This window comes from Psychromonas sp. SP041 (assembly GCF_000470315.2).
Taxonomy (GTDB): domain Bacteria; phylum Pseudomonadota; class Gammaproteobacteria; order Enterobacterales; family Psychromonadaceae; genus Psychromonas.
Genome location: NZ_CBRF02000025.1, coordinates 25677 through 46488, shown reverse-complemented (window position 1 = coordinate 46488; position 20812 = coordinate 25677). Strand labels below are relative to the sequence as shown.

The 20812-nt window shown below is 34.2% G+C and carries 18 protein-coding genes; 11 read left to right on the top strand and 7 right to left on the bottom strand.

Annotated features, from left to right (window positions below; translation table 11 throughout):
• Positions 1–480: 480 nt before the first annotated feature.
• From SP041_RS14005 to SP041_RS13990, 4 genes are all read left to right on the top strand, one after another.
• The gene (locus SP041_RS14005) at positions 481–2874 is read left to right on the top strand and encodes a diguanylate cyclase (RefSeq protein ID WP_240791475.1); all 2394 of its coding nucleotides are present in this window, start codon (positions 481–483) and stop codon (positions 2872–2874) included.
• 145 nt (positions 2875–3019) lie between these two features.
• Complete coding sequence (locus SP041_RS14000) at positions 3020–3430, top strand: hypothetical protein (RefSeq protein WP_137297887.1); 411 nt, start codon at positions 3020–3022, stop codon at positions 3428–3430.
• 206 nt (positions 3431–3636) lie between these two features.
• Positions 3637–4500: a DUF6279 family lipoprotein gene (locus SP041_RS13995; RefSeq protein ID WP_137297886.1), complete on the top strand. Its 864-nt coding sequence runs from the start codon at positions 3637–3639 to the stop codon at positions 4498–4500.
• An 836-nt stretch (positions 4501–5336) separates the two neighbouring features.
• Positions 5337–5651: a DUF4144 family protein gene (locus tag SP041_RS13990; protein ID WP_025562408.1), complete on the top strand. Its 315-nt coding sequence runs from the start codon at positions 5337–5339 to the stop codon at positions 5649–5651.
• Positions 5652–5895: 244 nt separating this feature from the next.
• On the opposite strand, the gene SP041_RS13985 is transcribed toward SP041_RS13990, so the two are convergent.
• The 3 genes from SP041_RS13985 to SP041_RS13975 form a co-directional block, all read right to left on the bottom strand.
• The gene (locus tag SP041_RS13985; protein ID WP_025562407.1) at positions 5896–9030 is read right to left on the bottom strand and encodes an efflux RND transporter permease subunit; all 3135 of its coding nucleotides are present in this window, start codon (positions 9028–9030) and stop codon (positions 5896–5898) included.
• Positions 9031–9034: 4 nt separating this feature from the next.
• Entirely contained in the window at positions 9035–10249 is a 1215-nt protein-coding gene (locus tag SP041_RS13980) for an efflux RND transporter periplasmic adaptor subunit (RefSeq protein WP_025562405.1), read from the bottom strand.
• 289 nt (positions 10250–10538) lie between these two features.
• Complete coding sequence (locus SP041_RS13975; RefSeq protein WP_025562404.1) at positions 10539–12398, bottom strand: DUF294 nucleotidyltransferase-like domain-containing protein; 1860 nt, start codon at positions 12396–12398, stop codon at positions 10539–10541.
• A 502-nt stretch (positions 12399–12900) separates the two neighbouring features.
• On the opposite strand from SP041_RS13975, the gene SP041_RS13970 reads away from it, so the two are divergent.
• Together SP041_RS13970 and SP041_RS13965 are read left to right on the top strand one after the other, a co-directional pair.
• A complete protein-coding gene (locus SP041_RS13970) occupies positions 12901–14235 on the top strand; it encodes a CinA family nicotinamide mononucleotide deamidase-related protein (RefSeq protein WP_025562403.1) in 1335 nt (444 codons plus the stop codon).
• Positions 14236–14372: 137 nt separating this feature from the next.
• The gene (locus tag SP041_RS13965) at positions 14373–14702 is read left to right on the top strand and encodes a rhodanese-like domain-containing protein (protein WP_025562402.1); all 330 of its coding nucleotides are present in this window, start codon (positions 14373–14375) and stop codon (positions 14700–14702) included.
• Between the two features lie 104 nt (positions 14703–14806).
• Here SP041_RS13965 and SP041_RS13960 read toward each other — a convergent pair whose 3' ends face one another.
• Entirely contained in the window at positions 14807–15400 is a 594-nt protein-coding gene (locus SP041_RS13960; protein WP_025562401.1) for a PEP-CTERM sorting domain-containing protein, read from the bottom strand.
• 244 nt (positions 15401–15644) lie between these two features.
• Between SP041_RS13960 and SP041_RS13955 the strand changes: the two genes are divergently transcribed.
• Positions 15645–15896: a rhodanese-like domain-containing protein gene (locus SP041_RS13955; RefSeq protein WP_025562400.1), complete on the top strand. Its 252-nt coding sequence runs from the start codon at positions 15645–15647 to the stop codon at positions 15894–15896.
• A 127-nt stretch (positions 15897–16023) separates the two neighbouring features.
• Here SP041_RS13955 and SP041_RS13950 read toward each other — a convergent pair whose 3' ends face one another.
• Positions 16024–16617 (bottom strand): PEP-CTERM sorting domain-containing protein, encoded by a 594-nt coding sequence (locus tag SP041_RS13950; RefSeq protein ID WP_025562399.1) that lies wholly within the window; start codon positions 16615–16617, stop codon positions 16024–16026.
• A 439-nt stretch (positions 16618–17056) separates the two neighbouring features.
• Between SP041_RS13950 and SP041_RS13945 the strand changes: the two genes are divergently transcribed.
• Positions 17057–18025, top strand: a complete 969-nt coding sequence (locus SP041_RS13945) for an endonuclease/exonuclease/phosphatase family protein (RefSeq protein WP_025562398.1) — start codon at positions 17057–17059, stop codon at positions 18023–18025.
• A gap of 616 nt (positions 18026–18641) precedes the next feature.
• On the opposite strand, the gene SP041_RS13935 is transcribed toward SP041_RS13945, so the two are convergent.
• A complete protein-coding gene (locus SP041_RS13935) occupies positions 18642–18821 on the bottom strand; it encodes a DUF6435 family protein (RefSeq protein ID WP_025562396.1) in 180 nt (59 codons plus the stop codon).
• A gap of 151 nt (positions 18822–18972) precedes the next feature.
• Here SP041_RS13935 and SP041_RS13930 point away from each other — a divergent pair, with 151 nt between their 5' ends.
• The 3 genes from SP041_RS13930 to SP041_RS13920 all read left to right on the top strand — a co-directional run bounded on the left by SP041_RS13930 (position 18973) and on the right by SP041_RS13920 (position 20643).
• Positions 18973–19347: a MerR family transcriptional regulator gene (locus SP041_RS13930; protein ID WP_025562395.1), complete on the top strand. Its 375-nt coding sequence runs from the start codon at positions 18973–18975 to the stop codon at positions 19345–19347.
• Between the two features lie 190 nt (positions 19348–19537).
• A complete protein-coding gene (locus SP041_RS13925) occupies positions 19538–19867 on the top strand; it encodes a multidrug efflux SMR transporter (RefSeq protein ID WP_025562394.1) in 330 nt (109 codons plus the stop codon).
• 191 nt (positions 19868–20058) lie between these two features.
• Positions 20059–20643, top strand: coding sequence for a VTT domain-containing protein (locus SP041_RS13920; protein ID WP_025562393.1), 585 nt, complete (start codon positions 20059–20061; stop codon positions 20641–20643).
• Here SP041_RS13920 and SP041_RS21065 read toward each other — a convergent pair.
• Positions 20600–20812 (bottom strand): hypothetical protein (locus SP041_RS21065; RefSeq protein ID WP_205961202.1); only part of this gene is annotated, 213 nt, incomplete at its 5' end. The two genes, SP041_RS13920 and SP041_RS21065, sit on opposite strands and share 44 nt — an antisense overlap.

The window sequence follows — 20812 nt, the reverse complement described above, 5'->3', positions numbered from 1 at the left end:
CTGCTAGACTAATTAATAGTTTATGTTGAGCTGTAAGTTAATTATCTTGTATAAACAAAGTAAAAATATGTTGTAGCTTGCAAAAAATCAGTTTAAATAGTCATAAAAATGACAAATTGATTAAAATAAGATAAATTATTCTATGCTTATTATATATTCATAAAATATGACTAATGTGGCGTTGTTTATTTATGACTCTTTCTATTATTAATAATGAAATAATCAGTAAATACTTAACGTTAATTTTCTCGAACTGATTTTTATCTAACTATTTTGTATGAAACTGAATGCTCTCGTGTCCCCCTGTTCTTAAATTACACATTAGAGTGTTTAAATATATATTTACTTTTAACATATTTGCGGCTATTTCCGTAAAGGACAAATATTTAGGTAGTCACTATGTGCTTTTGCTCAACACGATATAGATTATGTTTTACTCTTTTTAATAATCAAAGTGCGTATCCTAATACCAGAATTTTTTTGCCCTTATTTAATCTATTTTTTGTTAAGCATGTAACGCATTACTTGTTGTTTTTTATTCTACTTCTTTTTGTTACGACTGTTTATTCGCAAGAAGCTGTATCTCAAGTTAAGCCTTCAATCGCATCTCAAACCACAGTCGTGCAAAATAAATTTTCGAATTTAACTGAAAAAGAACTTATCACTAAAGCACAATCACAAATTGACAGTAATCGAAAACAAAGCCGTATTTTGGCCCATAGCGCCCTTCAACGATCTGAAAATAAAAATAATATTATTGTCAGTGCTGAAGCCCACTTTTTGTTAGGTGAGATAGAAAGAAAATCAAAGAATAAAAAACCGTCAACATTTCACTTTCTACAAGCTTCTCTTCTTTATGAAAAACTAGATGATAAAGAACACTATATTATTGCTTCTGTTGGTTATATAAATTCGTACTTAGATCGAAAACTATATTACCAAGTAAGCGAAAAAACCAATGAAATTATATCTATAGCGAAGCAATACGGGAAGCCATACCCTATTGCTTTAGCCATTATTGTTAAAGGTAAGAGCTATTATCGACAAAAACATTATGAAAGCGCCATCGAACAATATACTGAGGCGCTAGCGTACCTTAAAAAAAATGAAAATAATGAAAGGTTAATCCAAAAAGAACTTGGAGAAACCTATACTAAGCTAGCAGAGTCTTACAAACGTTTAAAAAATAGAGAATTAACGGCTTCTTCTTATAAAAATGCTCTGGATATTTATACGGAAATACAAGATCGTAAATTAATGGCTCGTACATTAAATACATTAGCTGAAGCTGAGCGTTATCTTGGTCATTACAATGTTGCGCTTGATTATTCAATGCAAGGATTAGAAATACATAAAACAATAAACGATCCCGTTGGGCGGGGGAAAGCGTTAATGGGGGCGGGGATTATTTATCGCTATATTCATCTTTATGAAAAATCATTGGAATATATTTACAAAGCACATTTGTATTATAAGGAAGTGAATAACACAAGTGGGATTGCAAAAACATCAAATCAAATAGGGCTTCTCTATACGCGATTAAAGGAGTTTGACCAAGCCAGATCATTTTATCACTTAACCATTGATTTACCTGAAAAAAAGGTAGACGCTAAGACCATGGCTTCTGCATTACGAGAGCTAGCTGTTATCGATCTGAACTTTGGCAATTATCAATCAGCAAAAGCCAAAATTAAAAGAGCTCACAAAATTTATCAAACAGAAAATGAAAAATCAAACGAGTCTCTAACAGCGAGAATTCTGGCTAATATATATCGTGCAGAGAAAGATGATGCGAGTGCAATTATTTACTATAAAAGATCTCTCGATATTGCGATTGAAATAAAGAGTGATATATACCAAATAAAAGCACAAATCCCTCTTGCTGGTATTTTGATTGGTAAAAATGATGAAGAAGCGATTAAGCTATTAAAAGACTCATTAGCTTTGTCGACCAAAATTAATTCAACAACTCACATGTTATACGCTTATCGAGAATTAAAAAAAGCTGAAAAATCACTTCAAAATTTTGAAGCGTCTTTAAACTATGCAGAAAAAGAAATTGAGCTATTTAGAGTGATGCAACAAGAGCGAGAAGATGAAGAGCTGGTTTTAGTTAAGGCTAAGTTATATTCGCATAAGAAAGAGGTTGAATTAGCGGAGTTAAAAGAAAAAAACCGACTAGATCAACTTGAAATAGTAAAGAAGAACAATGAAATAGAAATATCAAAACAAGATCAAATAATTGCTGAGTTAGAATTAACTAAAAACAAATATGCGAACTTAATATTAGCGACTTTACTGTTGATATGTTTATTTGCAGTCTGCTTTATTTATCGTCAATTTAATCACTCACGAAAATTAAATAGAAAGCTCGATTATCTTGCCGCTCGAGACCCACTGACTAACTGCTTCAACCGACGTACTTTATTTGATCTCATGAACCAAAGCTTTGCTGATTTAGAAACACTTGGCGAGTACTGTATTATCATGGTGGACATTGACCGTTTTAAAGAAGTTAATGATACTCATGGACATAATGTGGGTGATACGGTACTTCGTGGAATTGCTAATATTTTGCAAGCTGGTGTTCGTCAAGATGATATTACCGTACGTTACGGAGGCGAGGAATTTTGTCTTATATTATCAGGTGTACTACCGGGGCAAGCAATATTAATTGTAGAGGCAATACGCCAAAAAATAGAAGCGAGTTATTTCGATGGGGTGACGGTGACATGTAGTTTCGGTGTTACATCTATTCAATTTAACGCTCAAACGCCAGCAGATCTCATCCACCAAGCTGATTTGGCCTTGTACAAATCGAAACAAAACGGACGTAACAAAGTGACTCTGTGGAATGAAACTATTGGTCGATAGTTGTGAAATCCTTTTGTATCTTACAAATAGAACTTGTTAAAGAGACTTTTAATACGGTAAATTATGAATTTAGTTATTCAATAGTTGTCTATTGAGACAGTCATTATTTATTGAATAAGCAGTTATCTATTAGGAGCCTCCCATATTGAACCATATCAATGTGCCTGTACTGGCATCAACTATTAATATCTCAGGAAATACAAGCTATTCAACCTTTAATGATGTGCAGTATTCTATTCAAGACTATAACGGTTTATTTATCACTGACAGGCTAGATGCACTTAACTTTCGTCACAGGATGAGCGAACCTGGTTATTTTAGTTCGTGGCATGTTGCAGGCGACCCCACCCTTATTGTTGTGCGCTCTGGTACATTACGTATAAGTTTACGCAATGGAGAATATCGTGATTTTATAGCTGGAGATATTTTTATTGCTGAAGATCGCTTACAAGAAAATGAATCATTTGATTTTAATATTCATGGACATACGGCAGAATTAATTGGTGAAGAGGTGTTACTTGCTATCCATATTAAGTTAGCTGAAATAAAGAAATAAGCGGCTAGTATGAGAGATTCATTTTTCAAATTGAAGCTCTTGATACAGTTGTTTTAACTTTCTAATCTACCAATCTATTTAGCCATCATTATTGCGAATATACCGTTAATTTCACAGGCAATTGCACGGTTAGTTACATAGTCAATTACATAGTTAGTTGCACAATTAGCATTATAGTTAGCCACATAAGAAGGAGGCCTCTGAGAATGAAAAATTCAATTTACGTTTTTATGTTAGTCATTATGATGTTGAGCATTACCTCATGTAGCACAAAGTTAACTTATAATAATTTAGATTGGATAGTGTCTTGGTATATAGATGACTATGTAAAATTAACCGACACTCAGGAAAATGAGTTTGATAAAAAATTAGAGACTCTGTTGTTCTGGCACCGAAAGACAGAGTTAAAAAATTATATTACTCAAATTAAGACAATTCAAATTGACCTTAATAAAGGCATTACACAACCGAATATTGAAAACTATTTTAAATCTGTCAAACGCTTTTTAGAGGTGGCTTTAGTTAAGGCTGAACCAGATATTGTTAAGTTAGCTTATTCTTTATCTGACAAACAAGCAGGTAGTTTTTTAGCTGAATTTGAACAACAGAATATTATTAAAATTGAAAAGATCGAGGAAGAAAGTAAAGAAAAACGTTCTGAAAAGAGGTTTGAAAAGTTTGAAGAACAAGTAACGTCATTTGTAGGGAAATTAAATACACAACAAAAAAAACTGCTTGAAGAGGGGAATAATCAATTATTATCTAGTTTTCAAGAGCGTATTCAATTTCGCCGCCAATGGGCAGACGCTATAAGAGGGGCTTATGTCATACGCGCTCGAAGCCTAGGTGATACAGATAAGAAAAAGAAAGACTTTGAACTTGCATTAAAACAATCAATCCTAGAATCAAACTCGTTACGTTCAGTTAAATATTCAAACATATTAGATCATAATCAAAGAGTACGGATAAATACGCTGTATCAAATCATCACGTCGTTGGATGAACAGCAGTTAAAACATCTTAATGAAAAGTTAAATGAGACTATTGAAGATTTAGAAGCGTTACTTTAGATTTTTTGTTTTTTATGTAGTTGGTATTAGGCCGATTTAACCTTTTTCCAGCTAAAAAACAATATTTAATAGGGTGTTAGACATATACCCGTTACCGCTCAAGGTGCTTTGCTCAGTCGTTAACTTGGACTTCAAATCAAGTGCAACATGATGACAATCTCTAGTCCTTATCGAAGGTAGCAACGCAGAGTTGGTTTTCAAGCTAACGATCCAGAAGGCAAGCTGCGAAGTGAGCACCTTCGTTGTTAGAAAGTGTTGACTTAACCCGTTAGATCTTCCTCTTTTTGCCTAGCATTTTTTCACTTCTCCGTTTGCTGAATTTTGCAGCTTAAATGATAACGAGTATATATTGTTATGATTATACCAATCACAATAAATAGCTTATCTATTTTATTTGTTAAAACAGCCATTAAAGAATTAACCTCTTTTGGTTAATCTTCGAAAGGCTCAATTTATACCAATGGAATTAAATAAGTGATCAGAGATTGCGCAGGAAAAATCAACACTAATAAGGCGTGAGTTGTAGGAGATAGTTGTTCTCACTTCAAAACTCACAACGCAGTTAGGGGTGATTTTAACCAGCAAGAATGATCACCTTATTAATTCTTTTGGTATTACGCCTGAATTGAACTATTTTTTCAGCGCAAAATTTATATAACATATTTAATGTAATCGGTATTGTTCATGAATTAAAAAGAATCGAGTCCTCTTAGTATGTAATACTCCTTTAAATTAATGTCGGTTCTGTATCAATTTGCTTATTTTAACATTGAAGTTATTTATTTACTTTAAAGCCCTCGACGCTAAAATTAAAAAGTATTTACTGAGGAGTATTGATGGTTGTTTGGCCTTGTTTATTAACGCTAGAAGGGGATGATGAGCTTATTTATTTAGCTGAAAATCATGATTTTATGACTGAATGTAAAGAGCTTATTTTCACTGATGATGATTACATTATTGACTCTACAGGGCAATGTTACTTAATTGAGCCTAATCTAAATTTATATCAATCAGAACAATGTCTTTCGACCGAAAAAGTGACAGATCTAATACGTTTGCATGAGTTTAGCAAAGCACAAGTTTGTTTAACAAAGATTTATTTTTTAAGTGTCGAAGAGGCCGTTAAGTCGATGGCTTATGAAGCTAAATAGCGATTTTTTAGCCGTAACATTTAACCGCAATTTTTATCAGTAAAATTTAGCACTAATATTGCCGTCTTTTTTATGTATACCCGTTACCGTTCAAGGTGACGCCCCATAGAGTAAGAGGCGAAATAAACACCTTCGTTGTTAGAATGTGTCGATTTAACTCGTTAGATCTTCCTCTTTCTGCCTAGCATCTGCTCACTTCACCTTTGCTGAATTTTGCATCTTGAATGATCACGGGTATATATAATTAATACTTATTTACATGTTGTTCAATGACTTCTGTTACTTCTTCCTTAGGCGTAAATAATTTCACGATAAGCACAAAGAATAAAGGAGCAAAATAGATAACGAGGCAAGTTGCCGCTATCATCCCCCCTAATACAGATGTACCAATAGCATTACGTGCATTTGCACCAGCACCAGTGCTTATTACTAACGGTAATACCCCTAAGCCAAATGCAAGTGACGTCATAATGATCGGACGTAAACGCATCTCACAGGCTTGTATTGTGGCATCAATTAAATTAGTTCCTTTCTCATATAATTCTTTTGCAAATTCTACAATTAAAATTGCATTCTTAGCGGTTAATCCAATGGTCGTGAGTACACCAACTTGGAAATACACATCATTTTCAAGTCCTCTGACCATAATTGCCGCTAATGCACCTAATATTCCTAATGGCACCACTAGAATGATCGCGATAGGGATACTCCAACTTTCATAAAGCGCCGCTAAACATAGGAATACCATTAAGATTGAGATACCGTATAAAATAGGCGCTTGGTTACCTGCTTCAAGCTCCTGATATGACATACCAGACCAACTCACTTGTACATCACTAGACAACTCAGCAGCGATTTTATCGACTTCAGCCATTGCATCACCAGTACTGTACCCGGAAGCCGCTTCACCTAATATTTCTACGGCTGAATTACCATTAAAACGTATTAACTGCGGAGAACCTGTCCCCCAATGCGATGAACTGAAAGCCGATAAAGGCACCATTTCATCTTGATTATTACGAATAAACCAAAGGTTCATGTCTTCAGGCGTCATACGGTATTCGGCATCTGCTTGGATATATACCTTTTTAGAGCGCCCTCGGTCTATAAAGTCATTAACATAAGAAGAGCCCCAAGCGATTGATAATGAATCATTGATATCATCGATATCAAGCCCTAATACTTTGGCTTTTTCATAATCTATATCAAGAAAAAATTGTGCATTATCTTCTAAACCATTTGCTCTGGCATTTTGTATTATTGGGCTTTGTGCTACTTTTTCTAGTAATTGATTACGTACTTCGATTAGTTTTTCATGGCCAATACTACCCACATCTTGAAGATAAAAATCAAAACCAGTTGCTTGCCCTAACTCTCTAATCGGCGGACTACTAAAAGCAAATATAGATGCCTTTTTATAGCGAGAAAAATAAGCCATGCTTCGTGCAATAATGGAGTCAACATCTGTTCCTGATGTTGTTCTCTCACCCCAATCTTTTAAACCAATGAAAGCCATACCTGCATTTTGGCCTGAGCCTGAAAAATTGAAACCTGACACATTAAAAACAGAGTTAACAAGATCTGGTTCATTTTCATCAAAGTAATTTTTCACATCAGTCATTACTTCATTTGTTTCTCTTAGTGTTGAGCCTGTTGGTAATTGCACCATGACCATAAATGAACCTTGGTCTTCATTAGGTAAAAATGAACTTGGTAATACGCTATAGAGATAAACAGTACCGCCAAATAATAAGACATAAATTAATGAAAAACGGATTGGACGTAATAAAAAATGCTTAATAGACCCGTGATATTTTCCTATTAGCTTGTCAAACAGTCGATTAAATACTTTGAATACTTTAAAGCTTTTTTCTTTGTCAACAGGTTTTAGTAAAGTTGCACAAAGCACTGGCGTGAGTACTAAAGCGACTAATACTGACAATCCCATTGCAGAAACGATGGTCAACGAAAATTGTTTATAGATAACACCTGTTGAACCTGACATAAAGGCCATTGGAATAAACACCACCATTAATACCATGGTAATACCCACCAATGCACTGGTGATTTGCCCCATGGATTTTTTTGTGGCTTCTAATGGAGAAAGCTTTTCTTCATGCATGATTCGTTCGACATTTTCTACTACCACAATCGCGTCATCAACCAATAAGCCGATAGCTAATACTAATCCAAACATGGTTAAGGTATTAATAGAAAAACCTAACACGGACATGATGCCAAAAGTACCCAGTAACACGACAGGTACGGCAATGGTGGGTATTAATGTTGCGCGTAAATTTTGTAAAAACAATAACATCACTAAGAAAACTAAAACAATTGCCTCAATTAACGTTTTGACTACTTCACTAATAGATAATCGAATAAAGTCATTGTTATCGACTGACTTTGCCATTGCTAAACCTGCTGGAAATGACTCTGATAATTGTGCTAGTTTTGCATCTACACCTGCTTGTGTATCAAGTGAATTAGCGCCTGATGCTAGGGTAATTGCAATCCCAGAGGTTTCATAACCATTAAAAATAGGAATGACACTAGCACTTTCACTTGCTAGCTCTACGCGGGCTACATCTTGTAGTCGAACTTGAGATCCATCAGAGTTTACTTTAAGTAAAATCTCTTTAAATTCATCGACTGTCGTCAATAGGCTTTGTGCTGTGATGGTTGCATTAATTAATTGTGATTCGGTTGCTGGTGTTCCTCCTAATTGCCCAACAGTCACTTGGCTGTTTTGTGCTGATACTGCACTAGAGATATCCACTGGTGTTAAGTTGTAACTATTTAATTTAGCGGGATCTAACCAGATCCGCATTGCATAAGAAGGGCCGAAGATAGTCACGCTACCAACACCGTTAACACGGCTTATAATATCTTTGATACTAGAGTTAGCATAATCTTGGATGTCACCGGCACTCATACTGCCATCAGGTGAATAAATATTAGTCACAGACATAAAACCAGACGTACTTTTAGTGACCGACGTGCCTGCATTTTGCACGGCAGTTGGTAAACGGCTGCTGGCTTGTTGCAAATTATTTTGTACTTGTACTTGTGCTGTATCAGGGTCTGTATCTGCGCTAAAGGTAAGTGTTATTTGCGCACTACCTGAAGAGGCACTGGTTGAAGACATGTACAATAAGTTATCTAGCCCCGTCATACTTTGCTCAATAACTTGCGTAACACTATCTTCAATTGTTTTCGCTGATGCACCTGTATACGTTGCTTTAATCGTTATTGCTGGTGGTGCAATGGTCGGGTACTGCGCTATTGGCAGTGTTAAAATTGAAGCAATACCTGCCATCATAATAACAATGGTTAAAGCCCAAGCAAAAATGGGTCTGTGAATAAAAAAGTTAGACATATAATTAATCCAGATCTGTTGAGTTAGTGTCAGATTTTATTGTTGAATGTTTATTTTTAACATCCATTTTAGGAGACGTTTGAGCAGCGTTTTCCGTTGCATTATCAACAATGACTGTTAACCCATTTTTAATTTTACTCAAGTTATTAATGACGACTTTGTCACCCACCGTTAATCCTTCTTTAACGACCCATTTATTACCGACTTCATTACCTAATGTGATCGACTTTTTAACAACTTTATTATTATCGTCAACAACAAATACGGAAGGTTGCCCCGATTGACTTCTTACTACGATTGATTGTGATATAACAATATAGTCACGGGCTTCAGGCATTGAAATATGGGCTCTAACATACATACCTGCTAGTAACGAATTGTCTGGATTTGGAATAATCGCCCGTAATGCTAAGGTGCCAGTAGAGCCATTAGTTTGTGTATCGGTAAATTCTAATTGGCCTATTTGATTATAAATTGTTCCATCTCCTAATGTGATGGTAACTGGGACAACAGGGCTTTCATCAGTCGCGTTTTTAAATTCTTGTTGTATCTTATAAAAAGCAATAGCGGACTGCTGCATATCAATATAAACATTGTCTGTTTGAATAATCGTGGTGATGTAATCAGATTGGCTTGATGTTAATAATGAACCTTCAGATACCAGAGAGAAGCCTGCTTTACCAGAGATAGGCGCTTTAATTTTAGTATAAGATAATTCAATGTTCGCGTAATCTAATGCTGCTTGACGTATCGCAACTTCAGCTTTAGCTTGTAGGTAAGTTGACTCTGCTTCGTCATAAACTTGTTGACTGCTTAGCTTTTTCTTGACTAATTGTGCGTAACGAAGCATTTCCTTTTTAGCATTTTTTTCGCTTGTTAATGCTTTTTTTAATTGTGCATCTTCGCTGTTCACCGTTGACTGATAACTTGTGTCATCAATTTGGAAAAGTACTTGTCCTGCTTCTACATCGCTACCTTCTTGGTATAAGCGGCTTTTTACAATTCCTGTTATTTGTGGTCGTACCTCAGCTTCCTTGAACGCAGTAATGCGGCCTGGTAATTCAGTGCTTAAGCGTAATGTTGAATAGGTTAAAGGTGAGACATCAACATGAATAATGCTTTCCACCTTTTTATCAGAATTTGTTTGATTTCCACAACCTAATATACTCAGTGTAAACAAAAGAGGTAAAGAATATTTTAATGCATTAACAAAAAACATAGAGCGACCTTAAATTAAAAATTGAACATCATAGATGTCGATAATTTAATCATAATAGGTCAGGGGTTAAGGGGGAGTTAATAAATAAGCCCTCTTAATATAATTATTTAAGCATTTCTCCATTTACCTTCTTTTTTGTATCAAAGTAGAGGAAAAGAATAAATCACGTCTAAGAATGAAGTTTTTCAATTAATTTACAAGTAGATAGAACAATATTGAAAATAAGCTATAAGTGTATTGTTAATCAATATGAACCTTTTCTATGAGTAATCATAAAGGTTAAATGACATTATTTTAGATATTTCATTTTAAGTATATTTTGAAAGTTCGAAATGATACGAAATGAATCTTTTAAGTGCTGACGTTCAAAGCTACCAAATAGATTAGGCTTTAATAGATTATCTATTTTCAAGTTACTTTCTATTGCCTGTTGTTGGTGTTGATACCTTAGGTGATTGACGTATTGATACGTACCAATTAAATCTTGGTACGTTGCTTTGTTTAATATTTTAGCTTGATATAACCACTTAATTCGATCGCTAGTATTAATATCTCTACATTCATTGATTATGCTATAAATTCGCGCAATATCGACAATACAGCCGATCGCTGCCTTTTTGATATTAAGTACATTGTTATTGTTACCGTCTTTTTCCAACACTAGACTTTGAAAGATACCAAGTGGTGGGCGAGTTCTTAGTGCATTTCTAACCAATGCAATGGTCAATGGGAAATTATGAGTGATCTGTTGATGACGATGAGTATCTAACTCTCTAAATAATGATTTATCACCGTATATATGACGAGTTTCAATAAAGACATTGAGGTTTAGTAATGATTCATATTCAGGTTTTTTACTCCATGTTTCATAATACGCTTTCCACACTTCGATGTTTTGGCACCACTTTGGTGTGGCTGCCATAAAGCGTCCTTTACACAGAGTATATCCAAGTTTAGACAGACCTTTACAAACGGTCATAGCAACATGATTAAAGTAAATACGATCGGACTTGGTTGCACTTTTATCAAGTATTAACGCATTGTCTTGATCTGATGCTAAATGCACTTCATTTCGTGCATGAGAACCTGCAACAACCCAAGAAAATGCACAAGGTGGCTTGCCAAAATTCTCAATAGCAAGTTCAATTAACCGGCAATTAAAAGCATCATAAATAGTTGTTAAGATCTGTGCCACTAGACTTGGAGAAGAGGTGCTTTCCATTATTTCTTTAAAGGCTGCATTACGCTGTTCAGACAATGAAATAAGTTGCTGTAATGAACTTGCATGACGAATTTTATTGACTAAATAAATACTTTGAACACCGCTGTTTTGTATTAAATCTTTCGGTGTAATATAACCAATAACATGTTGTTTTTTGTTAATAACAGGTATGTTTTGAATATTGTATTTTGTCATTAATTGTACGGCTTCCATTACCAGTTCATTCGCATAAATGGTATGTGGGTTTTCAGTCATCACTGAGCCGATAGATTGTTGTACATCCAATGCTTCTGCAACAACACGTTGAGTAATATCTTTATCGGTTACTAGCCCTATTAATGTTTTATCTTCCGCGACAATAAATGCACAAGAGATACCGGTTATGTTACGCATTTGATGTGCAACACTTTGAATGGTGTCATTGACTGAAACGAGTGCCAATTTAGCACTCATTACATCGCTACATGGACGCATATATTGATGAAAAGAATGTCGAGATTCATCAGCTTCTGTGGCACTTGCTTTCAAGCGAGTGCGTAAACTTAAATCAAGTTGGCTTAATATATGCGGGTAGTTATTGATTAATTTAACTAACGAATCGTAGTTAAATTGATAAAGTAACGTATCTTCAACCGCATTAATTGAGTAATGTTGTGTACCGTCTCCCGGTTGTTGGTTAAAGCCAAAAATATCATCATTGCCAAGTTTAGAGCGCAAACTACCATCTGGATTATTTTGTTCGATAATGCCATTACGAATAATATAAAGGTACGAAATGTCAGGGTTGTGATTTAAAATTTTGCCCGCATTAAGTTGAATAATGTTAACAGAGTCTGCTATTTCTTTAAGTGTATCGGAAGATAGTTTATTAAAAGAGGGGATAGTTTGTAAAAAAGACACAATGTCAGGGAGTAACTCATTCTTCATATTAACCATGCTTTTTATTGTTGACTTTTTCTAGGTGAAAACTAAGTATTATTTGATATTAAAGTCATGCTACAGCAATTTGGCACCATAATGTACCTTGCAAACTTTTAATGTTGATAAATGGATAAGTGAGTGGATAGGTTAATGGATTACTTAAGCATAAATCTAACAACCTAAACAACAATATATTCATTAAGTTTTATTTTAAAACGTAATTAGCCTTTACTAAATCATCGCTTTTAATAGAAAATTATTTATAGAAAAGTGTTAATACTAGAAAAATAAGGCTCCTAACTAAGTAAAACGATTAACTTTATTAACTCCTTAGTTATTCTTTTGAATAGAGCATGTTAAAGTAAATAAGTGATATGTAGGCTTTAATTAAACCCACTAGATTTAACTATTATTCCAATCCTTCCAGTAATGACTTAGTAATTTAACGGGTAACTTTATACATAAGTCAATTATTGAACATCAAGCATCTAATAATGAGACGTTGTTAATGAAACTAGAAATGATATGCACAGGCGAAGAAGTACTTGCGGGACAAATTGTCGATACTAATGCAGCATGGTTAGGCAACCAATTGATGGACAATGGCTTTGAAATGCATCGTCGAACGACAGTCGGTGACCGATTAGCTGATTTGATTGAAGTCTTTCAAGAGCGCAGTGCTTTTGCTGATATTGTTTTAGTAAATGGTGGGTTAGGGCCAACAGCGGATGACCTGTCAGCGCAAGCAATGGCGGATGCCATGGGCGTTGAATTAGAAGAAAACTTAGCTTGGCGTGAGACGCTCGAATTGTGGGCTAAAGAACGCAATGTTGAATTAAACCCAAAGAATTTAAAACAAGCTTTGTTGCCAAAAGGGGCAATTGTGGTTGATAACCCTGTCGGAACGGCCTGTGGCTTTAGAGTTAAACTAAATCGCAGTTGGTTCTTTTTTACGCCGGGAGTGCCCCATGAATATAAAAAAATGGTAATAGAGCAATTTATTCCTTTTGTAAAATCACAAACTAATTTACAGACTAAAGTAGAAGTCACCAAATTGTTGAGTTTAGGAATTGGTGAATCAGACATGGCAGAGCGTTTAGAAACATTAACTTGGCCAGAAGGGATCACCTTAGGTTACCGTTCATATATGCCTTACCTAGAATTAAAGTTAATTGCGCGTGATGTGAGTCAAGAAGAACAAGATAAAGCCATATTACAGGCAACTACGTTATTAGGCGATGGTATTGTCGCTCGAAATAAAGGAACGTTAGCTGCTGAAGTGCACGAACTTTTAATACAAAAAGAAAAAACATTGACCATTGCAGAGTCATTAACCGGCGGTGAAATTTGTAGCCAATTAGTCGCGTTTTCAGGTAGCTCTCATTACCTAAAACATGCCCTTGTTACCTATTGTAATGAGTCAAAAGTCGCATTATTAAATGTCAACGAGCAAACTATCTCAGATCAATCTGAAGTATCACTAGCTTGTGTTGGGCAAATGGCAGCAGGTGCGGCTTGTGTTAATTTAAAAGCTGAAGTGTCAGATTTCTCTATAGCAACTAGCGGTATTGCTGGTCCTAATGGAGGCACTGTTGAAAACCCAGTAGGCATTGTAGTTATTGGTGTGAAAACAGGCGAACAGATTATTTGCCAAAAGATTAAGTTTTCCGCTAAACGTAATAGAAACCATATACGCGACTTAACGGTTGCTATTGCATTCGATATGCTGCGCCGTGCTATCTTAGGTTTATCGCCTATTGCAGATTACAGTTATATCGAGCGAGTTGAATCAGCTGTTTATACTATGCAAGAGTGTAGAGAAAACACTAATAAACAAGCGTAATACTGTCATCTATAAACTGTCTTATCGGTGAGGTTGTGTTGCGTTTGAAATTCAAGAGTAACATCAATTTATTAAAAATCTGCTCATTTAAATTAACTATTTAAGTTATCTATTCTAGAGACAGAAGGAGTTAAATAATGAAAATTAAAACGTTTAATTTGTCCGCTTTATTTGTGATAACAGCGCTGTTTAGTTCTTTCTCTTTTTCTGAAACAGTGTGGATCGATGTACGCACTTTAGTGGAAAACCAACGTAATAATATTGAAGGTGATTTACGTATTTCACATTCAAATATTGTAAGAGAAGTGCGCGCCCTTTTTCCTGATAAAAATACAACATTTTATCTATATGACAAAACAGGTGGGCGATCTGATATTGCTATTTCAGCACTAAAACAGGCCGGGTATAAAAATCTACACAATGCAGGCAGTATTGAAGAAGCTCGTGAACAAAGAGGTATTAAATAGAGAAAAGGTTACTACAACAATAACAATAAGAGAAAGTGATGACTCAGAATAGTGAAAGTTCACTATTCTGAGTAGAACATACTATTAAATAAATAGAGTTTAAATTATAGCTGTTTCTTTTTTCTTGCTAAGCTTAATCCCATTAAACCGAAGCCTAATAATAGAATCGTTGCAGGTGCAGGTACTGATGCAGCAACATACTGCATATTATCAATAAGGTAAGCGTTGTTATCGATACTATCTAGGTTAATTGTAATTTCATCAAATGTGAACCCTGAAAAGTTAACATAGTTACCACTTAAGTCGGTTTCAATCACAACACTTTCAACAAGAGCATCATTTAAATAAGCTGAAAAGGTAGTTGATTGAACGTTACTAACAAAAGCAAATGCAAGTGCTGATAATTCAAAACTATAATTTATAGAAGTAGGGTTAGTAATTACTAGGCTTTCATCAAAATTACTAATGGCACTGTTCGATATATTTGGGAACAGACCACTATAGTCATTATTTACAAAATTTCCTGTGTTGAACGTTATGTTAGAAAACTGTGAAGCTGCAGATGTGTAATTTCCATCATTAGCATCGAAATTTTCAGTTTCAAAGTTCCCACTAAGTCCATTTTCGTTATAGATAATAGAAGATTGTACTGTACTCGTTAGTGCTATTAAGCCAAGCATGCATAATATTTTTTTCATTGTTTTCCCTTCTTTAATTTTTATTCCATTTAAATGCAATAGATTAAAGCAATTTTTAGACCATTTTACGTAACTACATGTTTTATAAATAAGTTGTTTTTTGTTTTTAATCTACCTCTAACGGGGTGTAAAATAATTCGTCATTTTTAATTGTCAATTGCACTTGGATTCAGATCATAAGTGCATAACTTGAATTGGTAGAAAAGACGAACAACTGAATAGTTGCTTATCGTTTTCTGAAACAGTGTGGTTCGATGTACGCACTTTAGTGGAAAACCAATGTAATAATATTGAAGGTGATTTACGTATTTCACATTCAAATATTGTAAGAGAAGTTCGCGACCTTTTTCCTGATAAAAATACAACATTTTATCTATATGACAAAACAGGTGGGCGCTCTGATATTGCTATTTCAGCACTAAAACAGGCCGGGTATAAAAATCTACACAATGCAGGCAGTATTGAAGAAGCTCGTGAACAAAAAAGTATTAAATAGAGTGAAGGTTACTATAACAATAACAATAACAGAAAGATAACGTTAGGAATAAGAGGAAGTGATGACTCAGAATAGTAAAATATAACTATTCTGAGTAGAACATACTATTAAATAAATAGAATTTAAATTATAGCTGTTTCTTTTTTCTTGCTAAGCTTAATCCCATTAAACCGAAGCCTAATAATAGAATCGTTGCAGGTGCAGGTACTGATGCAGCGACATACTGCATATTATCAATAAGGTAACCATTATTATCTGTGTTATCTAAGCTAATTGTGATTTTATCGAATGTGAATCCAGAAAAATTAACATAGTTACCACTTCCATCTGTATCAATATCAACAGTTTCAATAAGAATATCATTTAAAAAAGCTGAAAAAGTAGTTACTTGAATGTTACTGATATAAGAGAATGCAAGTTCAGATAAGTCAAAGCTATAACTAATAGAAGTTGGGTTAGCAATATTATCTATAGCGTTAAAGTTAGTAATAATACTACCGGACATATTTGGAGCCACCCCATTGTTAATCTCTTCAACATAATTTCCAGCAGCGAAAGTAATGTTAGAGAATTGCGATGCTGCAGCTGTTAGCCTTCCATCATTAACATCGAAACTTTCCGTTTCAAAGGTACCACTAAGTCCGCTATCACTATAAATAATAGAAGATTGTGCTGTACTCGTTAGTGCCATTAAGCCAAGCATGCATAATACTTTTTTCATTGATTTCCCTTTTTTAGTTTTTATTGTTATTTTTAATTCCTTTAAAGTGCATCCGATTAAAGCAATTTCCAGACCATTTCTTGTAACTGTATGTTTTATAAGGAATTTATGTTTTTTTGATTGGTTTACCTCTAAGTAGGTGTAAAAAAAACCGCCATATTTTTAACCGCTAATTATATTTTTACCGTACCCTGTACAGCTAACTACATGATTAATTAGTCTTTGTTGCCAATCATTAGCTTTTAAACAATTATTGAACCTCTAACGCCATATTAAAGTTTACGGGAAAATACCTATTTTTAATGAATACTAAAATTTTCTATTTAATGTGTCACATACAAATAAGTCGCATATTTTTGAGCGTATTGTTGAGACGTCGTTGTGTGTATTATTGATTGTATCGGAGAAGTGTATTTATTTAATATTGAGAGAATTTGATATGTTTGAAGTTTCTATTATTTTGCTTACTAGTCTTATGCTGGGCGTTACCGTCGCTCCTTTACTGCCAACCAACCACTGGTTGTCGAGAGTCTGGGAGTTTCCTAGAGTACAAATTGCAGTGATTACTGTTTCTCTTGCTCTTATTAGCTTTTATATTGTTTCACCTGTTATGCAAATTACTCTTATCACTATAAATGGGCTATTGTCCGCTTACCAAATAGCTTGGATCTTTCCTTATACACAGCTATATCCAATTCAAGTGCGTAAGGCTGCTTCAACTCATACGCAATCAATTAAAATAATGACCAGCAATGTACTGATGACAAACCGATCATCTGACAAGCTAATTGACTTGGTGAATTTACATCAACCTGATGTGTTGGTCACGTTAGAGACCGATATGTGGTGGCAAAAAGCGTTAGAACCGATTCATCATGATTATCCACATCGAGTTAATCAGCCGTTAGATAATTTATATGGTATGCACCTTTACAGTAAATTTGTATTAGAAGATGTACAGTTGCTAGAGCTTATTGAGGAAGGTATCCCATCAATACACTGCTATTTAATGTTAAAAGATAACATTAAAGTTAAATGTCATTTTTTACACCCCGCACCACCAAGTCCAACAGAGAATGCAACGTCAACGCCAAGAGATAAGGAGTTGTTAGTAATCGCAAAGCAAGTTGCAGGACAAACGGAACCTATTATAGTGACTGGCGATTTAAATGATGTAGCTTGGTCTCCCACGACTCGTGCTTTTAGGCGTATTAGTGGATTAAAAGATCCTAGAATGGGAAGAGGAATGTTTAATACTTTTCATGCTAGCTATCCATTTTTACGCTGGCCTTTAGATCATATCTTTCATAGTGATCATTTTGAATTAGGTGCGATACACAGAATGCCATCGATCGACTCAGACCACTTCCCTTTATTAAGTGAGTTAGTTTATGTAGGAAAAAAGTAGCAGGGCCGTATTAAACCTGCAACTTATTTTTTGTTGGGCTTTTCTTCTCCCTTAGTAATGCAGAGTAATGGGGATATTCATTTTATTGATATTGAAAACCTGACAAAATGCTATGTAATAGTTACATAGTAAGCCTTCTCATATTTTCCTTTTAAAATCAATTGTTTATTTTTTGGCATAGAACTTGATAAGTTTATATTGAACGTACTTATCGCAATAAATATACTTTATTTTTACTACTTCATTTTAATGAATGAAGGAGTCGCTTTGATGAATCACGATATTATGAAAGGTAAGTAGAAGCAGGTTTCAGGTGCACTTAAGGCGAATTGGGGTAAATTAACTGATGACGATTTACACTAAATAGATGATAACCTTGAAAAATTCCAAGGCAGATGCAAGATAAGTATGGAATGCCTAAAGATGAATCTAAGAAATAATTGGAAAAGACATACTCTTAATTAATTTTTAGTTATCATATATTGTTGATTATGAAGTTATTCGGTTATCCATTCGGTAAACAATTGAGTGCCAACCAGTTTGTCACTCACTTAACAATAGAAGAAAAGAAGTTAATAAGAAAAGAAGTTAAAAAAATTGTTTTAAAATCATTAAATTAGTTTTTTTCTTCAGCTTCTATGACTTCAATTTGTTTATCAATTTCCTGTGCTTCAAAACTTAATTGTGAAAATTTTCTTATATCTCCATTTCTTTGTGCATTCATTGCTTGTTCTAGTTTAATAGATAATTGCTTCTTGAGTTTTTTAGTTGGATCTTTTTTAAAAATTGAAAACATAATGAACTCCTTTTTTGTTTTGTACCTATTTATACGTATCAATTCAGGGTTTGGTTTACTTTTTTAAAATGATAAATATTGAATCTTAAAAACAATGAGTTAGTTTTATATGAGGTTTTAATTATGTATAAAAAAATAAGCAGAGACAATATTGAATATTAAAAAATTTTCTCAGGTAACCAAAGTGTCTGCTCATACTCTCCGATATTATGAAAAAATTGGATTGTTAAAAAATATTGCTAGAAATAGCAGCGGGCATCGATGGTTTACTGAAAAAGAAGTGCTTTGGATTGAGTTTATCAAACGACTTAAAGAAACAGGGATGTCGCTTGAACATATTGCGCATTATGCTGATTTAAGAGAGCAAGGAAACATCACTTCTGACTGTAGAATGAAAATGTTAGAGCAGCACGCTTTAACCTTAGAGGCTAAAATTGAAGAAGAGCAATTTCACCTTAAAAAGTTACAACAAAAAATCACATACTATAAAAGCTTATTAGCAAATAATATTGAAGATAAGATTTAGTTTTATTTTGTTATTTATAGGTTAACCTATTGATATAAATTCTATATTAACGATTATGATTTTTGTTCTAGTTAGTGCTAATGGCTATTTCAGTTTTATTACTGGTTAATATAGATGGCGTTATCAATAATTAAATTACGTTTTATTCTTTTTAGTATATTTATTCTTTTTAGTATAGTTGGAGTAGGTGATGGGGTATTGGTTTTTAGCAATTGCAATAGTATCTGAAGTCATTGGCACATTAGCGCTTAAAGCGTCTGATGAATTTACCAATTGGTTTTATAGCTCTGTTTGTATCGTGAGTTATGTTGTTGCATTCTATCTTTTATCATTAGTCTTTAAGACGGTGCCTATTGGTATTGCTTATGCAATTTGGGCTGGTATGGGGATTGTATTGGTCGCTTCAATTAGTGCTGTCGTCTATAAAGAATTTCCTGATACCGCGGCGATCATTGGTATGTTTTTGATTATAACAGGTGTCGTTATCATGAACGTTTTTTCAAAAAGTGCAGCTCATTAAAAAATTAATTAAGCACCTGAAAAAGTAATAAATAAGTTAAGTCATTTAAAGGTAATGAATAAACGGTTAATGAGTAATGAAAAAATAGAAACTATCTTCATTTTATCTGTACCCTCACTTTATTTTTTTGTCATCACTCTATTTTCAACGTTTATGTGAAAGCAATTACCTTATTGCAAAAAAGGAATCTTATGTCTATCCAAAACAACATTAAGCAAAAAACACGACGTTTTATCGATTCTAAACATATGCTCAGCGGTATTACGATTGCTTCATTTTTGGAATCAACCATAGTACCCATTCCCTTAGAAGCTGTATTGGTGCCGTTAATGCAGGCTCGTCGTGAAAAACTTTGGGCTATTGCGTTAATGGCTACGTTAGGTTGTATTGTCGGTGCATTATTCGGTTATGCTTTGGGTTATTATTTATTTGATGTGGTTGGCGATTGGGTCATCAATACATTTTCAAGCCCAGAACAATTTGAAAATGTGAGACAACAAATGCAAGAACAAGGTTTTTGGTTTGTGATGACGTTAGGGATCGTGCCTATTCCATTCCAAATAGCAATGTTAGCTGCTGGAGCAACAAAGTACTCAATTACCCTGTTTTTAATTGCTTCAGCTATTGCCCGTTCTATACGTTACTTTGGGTTAGCGGTTGTTGTCTATTATGCGGGTAATCAGGCAGAACGTATTATTAGTAAACATAAAAACAAAGTAATGATTGCCTTAACTATTTTAATTTTAGGTGCTTGGGGGTTAAGTCATTTATTATAATCAAGCAACCTAAGCAACCTAAGCAACCTAAGCAACCTAAGTAACCTAAGTAACCTAAGTAACCTAAGTAACCTAAGTAACCTAAGTAACCTAAGTAACCTAAGTAACCTAAGTAACCTAAGTAACCTAAGTAACCTAAGTAACCTAAGTAACCTAAGTAACCTAAGTA